Origin of the sequence: Rhodococcus sp. SORGH_AS_0303 (genome assembly GCF_030819335.1) — a bacterium.
Classification (GTDB): Bacteria; Actinomycetota; Actinomycetes; order Mycobacteriales; family Mycobacteriaceae; genus Rhodococcoides.
On sequence record NZ_JAUTBO010000001.1, the window covers coordinates 2342381 to 2356003 of the forward strand.

Sequence of the window (13623 nt, forward strand, 5' to 3'; positions counted from 1 at the left end):
GTTCGAACTCTAGGCTGTCCGACGGTCAGGCGTCGGAGCTGCCCGAGTCGGCGCGTGCACCCAGCGCCGTGATGCCCGCCGGGGGCAGCCCCGCGGCGTAGGCGAGAACCTCACGCGAACGCCTCGACGTGCACCGACAGTTCCTCGCTGAGCGCGGTCCACGAGGCCCGCAGCTCGAGCTGGTGGGCACGCGGCGGGCCGGCGATGTCCCCGTACCGCACCGAACTCGTCGAGGTGACCGTGCCGCCCAGCGCCGTCAGCGGCTCGGACCGCGCCTCGAACGCGTCGACCAGCCAACTCCACGCCACCTCGGGCAGCAGCGGATCCGACGCCAGCGACGCGTCGACGTCGGCCTGGATGTAGGCGACCAGGCGCATGGTGCCGTTCCACGCCTCGTCGCCGTCCGGGTCGTACAACAGGATGAGACGCCCGAACGCGTCACCCTCGCTCTGCTCGGGCACCGACTCCGTCTCGGAGTGGCGCACCTCGGCCCCCAGTGCGTAACTGAACGGTGCCAGGCGCTGCGGAGGCCGGATCGGCCCGACCTCGATGCTCGGGTGGACCGTCGCCCGGTGCATCGCGTCGATGGCGGCGCGGAAGGGCGCAGGCTGCGAGGCGCTCTCGGACGTGGTCACGTGTGCGGACGTTAGCCGCGACCGTCGGCCCAGCGGAGGAGGCGCGCCGGGCAGGTGTGCGTCTCTGGCAGCATGGACGCCGATGAACACCATCCCTGACGCCGTCGGTCCGCGTCGAAGCCTGCCCGAAGCTCCCTTCCTCGCGGCCGCGACGGGACGGACGCCGTCGCGTCGGCCCGTGTGGTTCATGCGTCAGGCCGGTCGGTCGCTGCCCGAGTACCGCAAGTTGCGGGAGGGCACCTCCATGCTCGCCTCGTGCTTCGACCCCGAGATGGTCTGCGAGATCACGATGCAGCCGGTCCGGCGGCACGGGGTCGACGCGGCGATCCTGTTCTCCGACATCGTCGTGCCGCTCAAGGCGGCCGGCGTCGACCTCGAGATCGTGGCCGGCACCGGTCCCGTCGTGGCGAACCCGGTGCGGTCCGTGGCCGACGTGCAGTCGTTGCCGGTCCTGCAGTCGGAGCAGATCGAGCCGGTCGCGAAGGCCATCTCCCTGCTTCTGGCCGAGTTGAAGGACGTGCCCCTCATCGGCTTCGCGGGCGCACCGTTCACGCTGGCGTCCTACCTGGTCGAAGGCGGTCCGAGTCGCAACCACGAGCGCACCAAGGCGCTCATGCACTCGGATCCGCAGACGTGGCATGCATTGCTCTCGTCGCTGGCCGACATGACCATCGCCTTCCTCACCGCGCAGGCCGATGCCGGCGTCGACGCGGTCCAGCTCTTCGACTCGTGGGCCGGGGCGCTGTCACTCGCCGAGTACCGCGAGTTCGTGTTCCCCCACTCCAGCCGCGTGTTCGAGGCCATGGCGTCGGCCGGCGTGCCGCGCATCCACTTCGGTGTCGGGACGGGCGAGCTGCTCGGGGCGATGGGGGAGGCGGGCGCGGACGTCGTCGGTGTCGACTGGCGGATCCCGCTCGACGTCGCCGCTCGTCGAGTCGGTCCGGGCAAGGCTCTGCAGGGCAATCTCGATCCCGCCGTGCTGTTCGCGGGCCCCGACGCGGTGCGCCGTGAGGTCACCCGCATCGTGGGCGAGGCGGACGCCGCACTCGCGGCCGGCGCCACCGGGCACATCTTCAACCTGGGCCACGGGGTCCTGCCCGCCACCGATCCCGACGTGGTGACGTCGGTGGTGGAGCTGGTGCACTCGCTGTGACCTCGGTCGCCGTCGTCGGAGCGGGCATCAGCGGACTGGTGGCCGCGTACCGGCTGCGGCAGTCGCTGGGACCAGCCGCGCGGATCGTGGTGGTCGAGAAGGCGCCGCGCATCGGGGGCAAACTCCGGTCCGTGGACCTGGCGGGTGGCCCGGTCGACGTCGGTGCCGAGGCGTTCATCGCGCGTCGTCCCGAGGTTCCCGCTCTGCTCGACGAGCTCGGACTCGCCGACCAGCTCGTGCGGCCGTCGCCCGCCGCCCGCCCGCTCCTGCGCTCGGGCGGCGCACTGCACGGACTGCCGACCGGCACGTTGATGGGCATCCCGGCCACATCCGACTCGGTGCGGACTCTGGTCGACGACGCCACGTGCCGCCGCATCGACACCGATCGTGACCGGCCGCTGCGGTGGGCACCCGGCGACGACGCGTCGGTGGGTGACCTGGTGTCCGAGCGGTTCGGCCCCCAGGTGACCGCGCGAAGCGTCGACCCACTGCTGGGCGGCGTCTACTCCGGACTCGCCGTCACCACGAGCATCCGGGCCGCGGTGCCGACGCTCGCCGCGGCCCTCGACGCCGGTGCCCCCTCGCTGGTGGACGCCGTCGAGCGCGCCCGCCCGACGCCGGCGCCGGGACCGGTGTTCGGCGGACTGCGCGGTGGCTACGGCGTGCTTCTCGACGCGCTGCTCGCCGCTTCCGGTGCCGAACTCGTCGCCGCGGACGTGCGGCGCGTGACGTCCGACGACCGCGGCGTGTGGCACGTCGACGGCGTCGGGGTGGTGGACGGCGTCGTCCTCGCCGCGCCCGCACCGCAGACGGTCTCGATGCTGCTCGACACGGCGCCGGCACTCGCGCGGGAACTCGGGGACGTGGAACTCGCCTCGTCGGCGGTAGTGGCCCTGGGGTTCGAGGACGGGGGACTACCGCAGAACTCGGGTGTCCTGGTCGCCACGGGGGAGCTCGATTCCTCCGGTGTCCCGTTGCGCGCCAAAGCTTTCACGCTGTCGAGCCGCAAGTGGCCGCATCTCGCCGAGCGCGGTGGCCAGCTGGTGCGGGTCTCCTTCGGACGCTTCGGGGACGCGGACATCGTCGACCGGCCCGACGCCGACCTGGTGTCGGCGGCCCGCACGGATCTGCGTGAGGTGCTCGGTGTGGACGAGGAGCCGACGACGACGTTCGTACAACGCTGGCACGGCGGACTGCCGCAGTACCGCCCCGGCCACACCGACCTCGTGGCCCGCGTCGAGGACGCCGCCTCGGTGGTGCGCCGACTCGAACTCGCGGGCGCGTACCTGCACGGCGTCGGAGTTCCCGCGTGCGTCGCGACGGCATCCGCGGCGGCGGCCCGGCTGGCGGAGGCGCTGGCCTGACGGCCCGATCGGGACGGCCGGGTGGCACGATGGGTGTCATGGCACGTCTCGATTTCGAAGCACTCAATTCCACGTTGCGCTACTCGATGCACTCGGTGTTCACGGCTCGGCCGGGCGCCCTCGGTGAGGATCGGGAGGCGGCGCTCGCCGAGGCCCGCGCGTTCTTCGACGGTCTCGACGAGACCGACGTCGTGGTGCGCGGGATCTACGACGTGGCCGGACTGCGCGCCGACGCCGACTTCATGATCTGGTGGCACGCGGAGAAGATCGAGGACCTGCAGGCGGCGTACGCGCGCTTCCGTCGGTCCACGGCTCTCGGCCGCGCGTGCGACGCGTTCTGGAGCAACGCCGCGTTGCACCGCCCTGCGGAGTTCAACAAGTCGCACGTCCCGGCCTTCATCGCCGGCGAGGAGCCGGGCGCCTACATCTGCGTGTACCCGTTCGTCCGCTCGCTCGACTGGTACCTGCTGCCCGACGCGGAGCGTCGCACGATGCTTGCCGACCACGGCAAGGCGGCACGCGGCTACAAGGACGTGCGCGCCAACACCGTCCCGTCGTTCGCCCTGGGCGACTACGAGTGGATTCTCGCGTTCGAGGCTCCGACGCTGGACCGCATCGTCGACCTGATGCGTGATCTGCGTGCGACCGAGGCCAGACGTCATGTGCGGGAGGAAGTTCCGTTCTTCAGCGGACCCCGGGTGACGGTCGAGGCGCTCGTCGAGTCACTACCGTGACCACGCCGGCCGCGGTGCTCTTCGACTTCTCCGGCACGCTGTTCCGTCTCGAGGAGGACGAGAGCTGGTTCACCGATCTGCGTGTCGGCGACGACGAGCAGATCGACGGTCATTTCCAGGCCGAGTTGATGCGCCGCATGACCCAGCCCGTCGGGTCGGTGGTCACCCTGGACGACGACGGCCACCGGGCCTGGGAGGCTCGCGATCTCGACCCCGCGATGCACCGGGCCGCCTACCTGGCAGTGCTGAAGGCGTCGGGTGTGCACCGCGTCGAGCACGCCGAGGCGTTGTACGACAAGGTGATCGACCCGTCCTCGTGGACGCCGTACCCCGACACGGCGCGAGTGCTGCACGGCCTCGCCGATCGCGGCGTTCCCGTGGCGGTGGTCAGCAACATCGCGTTCGATCTACGCGCGGCGTTCGATCTGCTCGGCGTGCACGACACCGTCGCGCACTACGCTCTGTCGTTCGAGGTGGGCGCCGTCAAGCCCGATGCCGCGATCTTCCGTTCCGCCGTGGACGCTCTGGGCGTCGACCCGGCCTCGTGCCTGATGGTCGGCGACAGCGAGGAGGCCGACGGCGGAGCGCAGGCGCTCGGTATGTCCTTCGCGCTGCTCGATCCACTGCCGACGTCCGAACGACCGTCGGCTCTGCTCGACGCCGTGGCGGCGCACGGTCTCGCGCTCGCGTAGGGCGCCGTGACGTCCGCGCGCCGTGGGGTGCAGCACATGGCCCACTTCGGTATGTACACCGCCGACACGGACGGCCGGGACGTGGTCGCGGTCCGTCCGCCGACGGGCGACGCCGATCCGTCCCCGATCCTGGGCAACGTTCCCGGGTCGGTGACCCATCGCTCGCGTATCCGTCGACCGGCGGTGCGTCGGGGCTGGCTCGAGAACGGCCCCGGACCGTCCACCGCGCGTGGCGCCGATGCGTTCGTCGAGATGGAGTGGGACGAGTTCCTCCCCCTGCTCGCCGGCGAGCTCCGTCGAGTCGTGCGCGAGCACGGCAACGAGGCCGTCTTCGGCGGGTCGTACGGGTGGGGCAGCGCGGGCCGGTTCCACCACGCGCAGAGTCAGGTTCACCGGTTCCTGAACACCCTGGGTGGCTACACGCGGTCGGTGGGCAGCTACTCCCTCGGCGCCACCGGCACGATCATGCCGCGGGTCATGGGGACGCACTGGAAGATGTTCTCGCGCTCCACCTCGTGGGACGTGATCGCCGAGCACACCGATCTACTGGTCGCGTTCGGCGGCGTTCCGCTGAAGAACACGTCGGTCAATCACGGTGGCACCAGCGATCATCCGACACGCGACGCGCTGCATCGCCTCCGTGCGCGCGGCGGCCGGATCGTCTCGATCTCGCCGCTGCGTGACGACACGGACGGAGCGGCGGAGTGGATCGCACCCGTACCGGGGTCGGACGTCGCCCTCATGTTGGGGCTGGCACACGTGCTCGCCTCGGAGGGGTTGCACGACACCGCGTTCCTGCAGCGGTACACCACCGGGTACGACGTCTTCGAGCGCTACCTGCTCGGCGAGACCGACGGTGTCCCGAAGTCACCGGAGTGGGCGCAGAACCTGACGGGAGTCCAGGCGTCGGACATCACCGCCCTGGCGCGGCGCATGGCTCGCGCCACCACGCTGGTCACCGTCACCTGGTCACTGCAGCGCATCCGCCACGGTGAGCAGGCGCCGTGGATGGGTCTCACGCTCGCCGCGATGCTCGGCGGCGTCGGTGTGCCGGGCGCGGGCTTCGGCCACGGCTACGGGTCGATGAACGAACCCGGCCTGGCACCCGTGCCGTATCCGCTGCCCACGCTTCCCCAGGGCATCAACGGTGTGTCGACGTCGATTCCGGTCGCCGCGATCTCGGACATGCTGTTGAACCCTGGTGGGCCGTACGACGCGGACGGCACCGCGTCGACGTATCCGAACATCCGGCTGCTGCACTGGGCCGGCGGCAACCCGTTCCATCACCACCAGGACATCGGCCGGTTGCGCACCGCGCTGGCTCGCCCCGAGACCATCGTGGTGCACGAGCCGTACTGGACACCGATGGCACGGCACGCCGACTTCGTGGTGCCGTCGACGACGACCCTCGAACGCGACGACCTGAGCTGCACCCGCAACGACCCGCTGCTCGTGGCGATGCAGGCCGCCGTCCCGCCCTTCGCCGACAGCCGCGACGACTACGACACCTTCGCGCTGCTCGCGCGAGAGCTCGGCGTCGAGTACGAATTCACGGAAGGTCGCTCGTCCGCGGACTGGCTGCGGCACCTCTACGAGCAGTGGCGACGGTTCGTGTCCGATGCGGGGCGGGTGACGCCGCCTGTGTTCGACGAGTTCTGGACCGAGGGAACGTTCCGGATGGACACCGAGGACGGTCTCACGCTGCTGTCCGATTTTCGCGACGATCCCGAGCGGGCCCCCTTGCGGACACCGAGCGGGCGCATCGAGATCTTCTCGGCCGACATCGAGTCGTTCGGCTACGCCGACTGCGGGGGACACCCACGGTGGTACGCACCGGACGAGTGGCTGGGCGGTGAACGCGCACAGGCGTTCCCGCTGCACCTGATCGCGAATCAACCGCGGACCCGGTTACACAGCCAACTCGATCACGGGGCCGTGAGCCTCGCGTCGAAGATTCAGGGCCGGGAACCGATGCGCATGCATCCCGCGGACGCCGCAGCGCGCGGACTCCGCGACGGCGACGTGGTGCGGGTGTTCAACGACCGTGGCTCGTGCCTCGCGGGGCTCGTCGTCGACGATCGCCTGCGCGAGCGCGTGGTGCAACTGTCGACCGGCGCCTGGTACGACCCGCTCGATCCGTCGGACCCGCGCTCGATGTGCGTGCACGGCAACCCGAACGTGCTCACCGCCGACCGCGGCACGTCGTCGCTCGCGCAGGGGTCCACCGGCCAGCACGTCCTGGTGGACGTCCAGAAGTGGACCGGCGAACTGCCGCCGATCCGCGCGCACGATCAGCCGGAGTTCGTCGATCGTGGGGACGTGCGTCAGAAGTAGACGCGGCTGATGACCTGGGCGACCAGCGCGGGCTTCGTCGCACCCTCGATCTCGATGGTCGAGTCGACGGTCATCTGCACCGCTCCGCCGTCCAGCCGATCTGCTGCGTCGAGGACGGCCGTCAGACGAACGCGCGACCCGACGAGCACAGGATTGACGAAGCGAACCTTGTTGCTGCCGTAGTTGACTCCCATCGTGGAGTTCTCGACCGTGTAGGTCTGCCAGGACAGGGCCGGCAACAGGGACAGCGTGAGGTACCCGTGGGCGATGGGACCACCGAAGGGGCTCTCCTTCGCGGCGCGCTCGGGATCCACGTGGATCCACTGGTGGTCGCCGGTGGCGTCGGCGAACTGGTTCACGCGCTCCTGCGTGATCTCCAGCCAGTCGCTGGTGCCGATGGTCTCGCCGAGGGCGGACACGATGTCGTCCGCGGACGTGAAGGTACGCATGGAGCCGACACTAGCGGCGGCGAGCCGTTCTGCACAGAACCTCTGTCGGGGCGCCACATCCGGCCCTGCGGACCCGGCCTGTGTGCAGGACGAGCGCAGTACGATGCGCCGATGACGTCCCACCCGGAACCCACCGGCCTACTCGAGCGCGCCGAGACGGGTGTCGATCTCGTGCTGGAGCGCGTCCTGGACGTACCGATCGACGACGTCTGGGACAGTCTCACCGTCAGTGAGCGCACCGCGCGGTGGTACGGCAGCTGGGAGGGAACGCAGGGAGCCGGCAGCACCGTGCGGGTGACGATGGGGTTCGAGGAGAACGCACCTGCCTCCGACCTGACGATCCTGGCGTGTGACGCGCCGAGGTATCTCGCACTGGAGTCCGACGGGTGGACGTTCGACGTGACGCTCAGGACCACGGGAGACGGGACCATGCTGATGTTCCGGCACCACCTGACGACGACGGACGGCCTCGAGGGCATCGGCCCGGGATGGGAGTACTACCTCGACATGCTGGTCTCCACACACACGGAAGGGTGGTCGCCGTCCTTCGACGACTACCACCCGTCCCAGTGTGGGTACTACGGCTCACTCAGCCCTTCGGCTCCAGCGTGAGCGAGATCGAGTTGATGCAGTACCGCTGATCGGTCGGGGTGGGGTACCCCTCGCCCTCGAAGACGTGGCCGAGGTGACTGTGGCAGTTGCTGCACAGGACCTCGGTGCGCTTCATGCCCATCGACCGGTCGACCTTCAGGATCACGGCGTCGGTGTCCTTGGGATCGAAGAAGGACGGCCACCCGCAGTGGGACTCGAACTTCTCGGTGCTGCGGAACAGTTCGGCGTCACAGGCGCGGCACTTGTAGACGCCCTCGGTGGTGGTGTCGGTGTACTCGCCGACGAACGGCCGCTCGGTGCCGGCCTTGCGCAGCACTGCGTACTCGGCTGCGGTGAGCTTGGTACGCCACTCGTCGTCGGACAGCTCGAACGTGGGCTTCTTCTCTGGTGCGGAACTCATGCCTCCACGCTAATGCGTGGCCGCGGTTCCCGCTGTCGTCGCAGGTACAGGCTTCGGTGAGGTCGTGTTCTCGTCGAGCAGGAACGCCGGATCGATGCCGCCGTCCAGCCGGCCCTCGCGTCGCGCGGTGAGATAGCGACCGACGAGCACGGCGAAGATCACGACGATGATCAGCGACCAACCCCACGTCGTGCGGAGGTACTCGATGGAGCGCCCGAACTCCGGGAAGCGGCCGACGAGCCAGCTGTCATAGCTGAGGAACCCGTACACGGCGAGCCACGCCGGCCAGTTGCGCATCACCGAGTTGCGCAGCACCACCGACATGATCAGCGGGAACAGCATCATCGAGTAGTACATCTGGCCGAGCGACGCGAGCAGGAACGATGCGACCAGCAGCAGCCCACCCGCGGTGGTCACGAAGAACAGCTCGTCGTGGCGGTAGTACTTCCACAGCAGCCACAGGGACACGAGCACCATCACGGCGAACACGGCGCGGAGCGCGAGCACCAGCGCGGTGGGCAGTCCGTAGTAGAGGCCGTTGCCGACGATCGCGCTGTTGAAGTAGTCCCGCGTCTCGAGGAGGTACGGCACCGTGTGGGAGACGAAGGCCATCGGGTCGACCGACAGCGGGAGGGCGAGCAGCGTCAGGACGACGGGGATACCGACAGCGGTGACGAAGACGCGCCACTCCTTGCGGACGAGCGGCAGCAGAAGCAGCGGTGCGAGAGTCGGTTTGACGGCGATGGTCAGGCCGATGGCGGCGCCGGACCAGTACGGGTGCCGCCTCAGCAGCAGCATCATGAACAGCACTTCGCCGAGCAGGATCAGGCCGTTGATGTTGGTGAAGATCAGTGTGTTGGTGACGGTCTCGGTGGAGAACGCGGCGAGCAGCACCACCGGTGCGGCCACCGACGACAGGCCGAGCTGGAACATGCGCAGTAGCAGGTAGAGCGCGACGATCACGGCGACGGCGTTGACCCCGATGAACAACCAGCGCGAGCGCTCGGGGTCCAGCACGGCCAGCGGCGCGATGATCAGCGTCCCGCTCGGCGGATAGAGATAGTGCGGGTCGACCGAGTCGAAGTTCGCCGTGTAGACCTCGCGCCGGTTCAGAAATGCCAACGCGGCGTTGTAGACCGGGCGGAAATCGTCGGTGATGTTGCCGTTGACGGCCTTGACGATCACGCGATTGAGGACCGTCAGGATGGCGATGGGCCACAACGCGAAACGGATCACCTGCGCGGTGGTCTCACCAGTTCGCGGTTCGAGATGACGGAACGACACCCGGAGACGGTACCCCGGCAACTAGGCCGGACACGCATTACCGCCTTCCGGCACGTCGCCCGTTTCGAGGTACGCCGCGACGGCCGCTCGCCCGCACCCCGAGCCCACCGACACGGGGTGTCCGATGCCGTCCCAGGTGATCGTCGTGGTGGCCGCGCCGGCCGCGCCCAACGCTCCCGTGACCGCCGGAAGCGGCTCCGTACCGGTGACGGCGTCGGCGTTCCCGCTGAGCACCAGGACCGGGAGCCCCAGGGTGGAGGGGACGGGCGGCGGGGTGGTCGCCGGCCACGCCGAGCAGGTGAGCAGGTTCAACGCCGCCGTCGCACCGAAGGCCGGGTACTGGCCCGACCACGACGTCTGCAGCTCCCGGACCCGGTCGGGCGCGGGCCACTGCTGGCCGTCGGTGCAGCGGCTCACGAAATGACCGTCGGTCTCGGTCAGGGCACGCACCTCGTCGACCGCGTCGTCGAGTGCGGTGGTGTTCCCGACGAGCGCACCTGCCACCCTGTCCGACGTGGAGCGCACCCGCGCGGCGCCGTCGGCGGTGGACGGATACGCCAGCAGGTGGACGACTGCCTGTCGAACGGTGGCACCGGACAGCGGTGCGAGATCACCGGCGTCGGCGCGGCGGAACAACTCCACCACCTGTGAGCGCGGATCCGCCCCGAGCGAGCATCCGACGGCGGCGCATCGGGTGGCGAACGCCTTCAGGGCGGCCTCCTCCCCGCGCACGGTCTGCTCGGCGCTGGTGACGGCGTCGGTGATGACGCTCGTGGGGGAATCGAGCACGAGACGGGCGACGTGGTCGCCGTACGCGGCCGCGTACCCGAGCGCGACGAGGGCGCCGTTGCCCGATCCCAGGAGCGACAGGGCACGCACTCCCCACGCCTCCCGGAGCGCCTCGAGATCGTCGGCGCTGTTGGTGACCCCGAAGATGAGTGCCTCGGGAAGCAGGAAGTCGGTACACGCGATCGTCGCGTCGCGGGCGAGGGTCGCGACCTTGTCCGCCGCGTCGGTGCCGGGTGAGTACTGCCCGAGGTCGGTCAGCGCGTCGCGGGTGGACGTGGCACCCGAGTAGCAGTCGAACGGCGCGGAGTTGCCGATGCCGCGCCGATCGACACCGACGATCGGGTGGGCGTCGAGGAGCGCGGTGTCCGGCTGCGCGGCGAGCGCCGCCATGTCCGCGGACGACGGTCGATCGGTGCCGGACGTGTAGACCAGCGGCGCCGCGTCCGCCGGCGTGGCGGCCGTGCGCACGCGGACCGCGGAGAGTTCGAACGTGCCGTCCGAGGCGACGGTGCGGTCGATGGGAGCGGGGAAGGTCGCGCAGTCCACCAGCACTCCGGGCGCGGCCGTGACCCCGCGAGCAGCGGTGGTGCGGGCCGTGCAGTCGGTCCAGTTCAGGTCGGTGACCGGTGCCTCGAGGGGGCGTGGCCCCTCGTCGGTGGGTTCGGTCGTCGCGGGCCCGCCGTCGGACCCGGCCGATCCACCCTCGATCGCCACGTCCGGACGGGTCGACGGTCCGGCCCCGCACGCGGCGGCGACCACGACGACGGCCGTCAGGGCGGCGAGCCGTGACCCGAACCTCGACATCTGCATACGTTCAGCGTGCCATCTCGCGCGCCCGCACCCAGCGCACCAGGATGGTCCCGTCGTCGTCGAGCAGGATGTGGCCCGGGGTCATCGGGCGGTCGACGGCGGCATCGGACGTCGCCATCCGGCCCGAGGTCCCGGCGCTGAGGGTGGGCGAGGTGGTCACGCAGACCTCGTCGACGACATCCGCGGCGAGAAGCGACCCGAAGAGTCCGGGCCCGCCCTCGCACAGCACTCGCTGCAGGCCGAGGTCCTGCAGCAGCGCGACCACGACGTCGCCGGTGAGGTCGCCGTCGGCGCGGACGACGGTGAGCCCGGCGTCGCGCAGTGCCTGCACCTTGTCCTCGGGCGCGTGCGAGGTGGTCAGCACGATCGGCGGCACCTCCGCGCCCGTCACCACCGTCGACTCGGGATCGACGCTCGCGGAGCCGGTCACCACGACGATCGGAGGGACCTCGCTCTGACCCCGCGCGGTGCGCGCGGCGCGCACCGCGTCGGACACCTCCACACCGCCGTAGTTCTCTGCCGTGACGGTGCCCGATCCCACCAGGACGGCGTCGGCGAGCGAGCGGAGCTCGCCGAAGACCGCCTTGTCAGCAGGGGTCCCCAGCCCACCGGACACCCCGTCCTGCGACACCGCACCGTCGATGCCCGCCACGAAGTTGACGCGGATCCAGGGGGAGTGGAGCTCGGCCGGATACGCGTAGAGATCGGTGAGATCGTCGTCGGTCACTGTGAGGTAGGTCCCATTATCGATACGCTGCACAAAAGCCATCACACCACGTCGTTAACCTCGTCCCATGCCACAACGCCTCGTCGACCGCGATCCCGTGGTGCCCGCCGACCAGCTGATCGCCCAGATGGTGCCGCCGGCGATGTTCGACGACGTGAGTTTCGCGTCCTACATCCCGGACCCGAACGAGCCGACGCAGACCGAGGCCGTGCGCAAGGCGGAGGAGTTCGCCGGCAAGGTCGCGAAGATCCGGTCGGGCGGGAAGCGCGGTCTGTTCGGCAAGAAGACGCCGGCCTCCGGCGCAGGTCTGTACCTCGACGGTGGGTTCGGCGTCGGCAAGACCCACCTGCTGGCGTCGATCTTCCACGCGTCGCCGGAGCCCAAGGCGTTCGGCACCTTCGTCGAGTTGACGCACGTCGTCGGAGCGCTCGGATTCACGAAGGCGCTCGACGAGCTGTCCGGTCACAGCGTGCTGTGCATCGACGAGTTCGAGCTCGACGATCCGGGCGACACGATGTTGGTGTCTCGGTTGCTCACCGAGTTGGCCGCCAAGGGCGTCTCCATCGTCGCGACGTCCAACACGCTGCCCGGCCAGTTGGGCGAGGGTCGCTTCGCCGCTCAGGACTTCCTGCGTGAGATCAAGAAGCTCGGCTCGATCTTCGAGTCCATTCGTGTCGACGGTCCCGATTACCGGCACCGCGACCTGCCCCCGGCTCCGGACCCGATCGGCGCGGACCAGATCGAAGCCGCCGCGGCGGCCGTCGAGGGATCGACGCTCGACGACTTCGACGCGCTGGTGAAGCATCTGAGCACCCTGCACCCGTCGCGCTACGGGAAGTTGATCGAGGGTGTCACGGCCGTCTTCATCGAGAACGTCCACGCGGCACCCGACCAGTCCGTGGCGCTGCGCCTCGTCGTGCTGGCCGACCGCCTGTACGACGCGGGTACGCCGGTCACCGTGTCGGGTGCGAAGCTCGACGAGCTCTTCACCGAGGAGATGCTCCAGGGCGGATACCGGAAGAAGTACCTGCGCGCGACGTCGCGTCTGCTGGCGCTCTCGCGCTTCGCCTCCGTCTGAGTCGCTACCGTCCGAGTCGGCGTCAGGTGAGGTCGCGCTGCATGACGAAGTCCTCGTGCAGCACGGCTCCCAGCGCGAAACGCTTCTCTCCCAGCTGCCGGAAACCGCTGCGCCGATAGAACGCCAGCGCGCGGGCGTTCTGCTGGTTCACTCCGAGCCACAGCGCGCTGCGTCCGAGCCGTCGAGCCTCGTCCGCGGCCGACTCCATCAGTGCTGCAGCAACTCCCGTGCCGTGGGCGGCGGGGTCGCTGTACATCTTGCTCACCTCCACGGCGTCCGTGGCCGTGAGGGCGCTCGACACGTCCGGGTCGGTCGACGCCGACAGGATCAGCATCGTGTACCCGACCAGTGCCGTGCCCTGCGGAGCAACCCGCACGATGCGCTCGTCGTCGTCGAGGTAGGTGCGGAACGCCGACTCCGACAGCACGGTCGCCACGAAATGGTCGATGTCCTCCTGCAGCGTTCCGGGTGGACACGCCAGGGGGAAGGTCCGTCCCGCCAGATCGGCGAGGGCCGGCACGTCGGCGTGCGTGGCGCGTCTCGTGGGCTGTGTCGCCACCCG

13 protein-coding genes and 1 pseudogene are annotated in these 13623 nt (G+C 69.9%); 7 read left to right on the forward strand and 7 right to left on the reverse strand.

Translation table 11 applies throughout. The features are described from left to right. Nucleotides 1-25: 25 nt before the first annotated feature. Nucleotides 26-635, reverse strand: a pseudogene (locus QE449_RS11090) (DUF3000 domain-containing protein). Between the two features lie 82 nt (nt 636-717). Between QE449_RS11090 and hemE the strand changes: the two are divergent. From hemE to QE449_RS11115, 5 genes are read left to right on the forward strand one after another with little or no spacing between them, the layout of a single operon-like run. Further along, nucleotides 718-1788 (forward strand): uroporphyrinogen decarboxylase, encoded by a 1071-nt coding sequence (gene hemE, locus QE449_RS11095; RefSeq protein ID WP_222637623.1) that lies wholly within the window; start codon nt 718-720, stop codon nt 1786-1788. Continuing rightward, on the forward strand, nt 1785-3152 hold the full coding sequence (locus QE449_RS11100; RefSeq protein ID WP_307108817.1) for a protoporphyrinogen oxidase: 1368 nt from the start codon (nt 1785-1787) through the stop codon (nt 3150-3152). Before hemE ends, QE449_RS11100 begins: the two co-directional genes overlap by 4 nt. 38 nt (nt 3153-3190) lie before the next feature. Further along, nucleotides 3191-3886 (forward strand): hydrogen peroxide-dependent heme synthase, encoded by a 696-nt coding sequence (hemQ, locus tag QE449_RS11105; RefSeq protein ID WP_307092842.1) that lies wholly within the window; start codon nt 3191-3193, stop codon nt 3884-3886. Next, nucleotides 3883-4578 carry an HAD family hydrolase gene (locus tag QE449_RS11110; RefSeq protein WP_222637621.1) on the forward strand — a complete coding sequence of 232 codons (696 nt, stop codon included), beginning with the start codon at nt 3883-3885 and terminating at the stop codon, nt 4576-4578. The genes hemQ and QE449_RS11110 overlap by 4 nt, the downstream gene beginning before the upstream one ends. A gap of 36 nt (nt 4579-4614) precedes the next feature. Then, nucleotides 4615-6912, forward strand: coding sequence for a molybdopterin-dependent oxidoreductase (locus QE449_RS11115; protein ID WP_307108818.1), 2298 nt, complete (start codon nt 4615-4617; stop codon nt 6910-6912). Here QE449_RS11115 and QE449_RS11120 read toward each other — a convergent pair. Next, the gene (locus tag QE449_RS11120; protein WP_307108819.1) at nt 6903-7361 is read right to left on the reverse strand and encodes a MaoC family dehydratase; all 459 of its coding nucleotides are present in this window, start codon (nt 7359-7361) and stop codon (nt 6903-6905) included. The two genes, QE449_RS11115 and QE449_RS11120, sit on opposite strands and share 10 nt — an antisense overlap. Before the next feature lie 111 nt (nt 7362-7472). On the opposite strand from QE449_RS11120, the gene QE449_RS11125 reads away from it, so the two are divergent. Then, a complete protein-coding gene (locus tag QE449_RS11125) occupies nt 7473-7973 on the forward strand; it encodes an SRPBCC domain-containing protein (RefSeq protein ID WP_307108820.1) in 501 nt (166 codons plus the stop codon). Here the strand turns inward: QE449_RS11125 and msrB are convergent. From msrB to QE449_RS11145, 4 genes are read right to left on the reverse strand one after another with little or no spacing between them, the layout of a single operon-like run. Beyond that, nucleotides 7951-8373, reverse strand: coding sequence for a peptide-methionine (R)-S-oxide reductase MsrB (gene msrB / locus QE449_RS11130; protein WP_027505209.1), 423 nt, complete (start codon nt 8371-8373; stop codon nt 7951-7953). The two genes, QE449_RS11125 and msrB, sit on opposite strands and share 23 nt — an antisense overlap. A 9-nt stretch (nt 8374-8382) precedes the next feature. Further along, complete coding sequence (locus QE449_RS11135) at nt 8383-9657, reverse strand: glycosyltransferase family 87 protein (RefSeq protein ID WP_155956979.1); 1275 nt, start codon at nt 9655-9657, stop codon at nt 8383-8385. Nucleotides 9658-9678: 21 nt separating this feature from the next. Further along, nucleotides 9679-11256, reverse strand: coding sequence for an alpha/beta hydrolase (locus QE449_RS11140; RefSeq protein ID WP_307108821.1), 1578 nt, complete (start codon nt 11254-11256; stop codon nt 9679-9681). A gap of 4 nt (nt 11257-11260) precedes the next feature. Further along, nucleotides 11261-12025, reverse strand: coding sequence for a pyrimidine reductase family protein (locus tag QE449_RS11145; protein ID WP_081821184.1), 765 nt, complete (start codon nt 12023-12025; stop codon nt 11261-11263). Nucleotides 12026-12050: 25 nt separating this feature from the next. Between QE449_RS11145 and zapE the strand changes: the two genes are divergently transcribed. Beyond that, nucleotides 12051-13061, forward strand: coding sequence for a cell division protein ZapE (zapE, locus tag QE449_RS11150; RefSeq protein ID WP_307108822.1), 1011 nt, complete (start codon nt 12051-12053; stop codon nt 13059-13061). A 22-nt stretch (nt 13062-13083) separates the two neighbouring features. Here the strand turns inward: zapE and QE449_RS11155 are convergent, their stop codons facing one another. Further along, the gene (locus QE449_RS11155) at nt 13084-13620 is read right to left on the reverse strand and encodes a GNAT family N-acetyltransferase (protein ID WP_027505214.1); all 537 of its coding nucleotides are present in this window, start codon (nt 13618-13620) and stop codon (nt 13084-13086) included. Nucleotides 13621-13623: the final 3 nt, after the last annotated feature.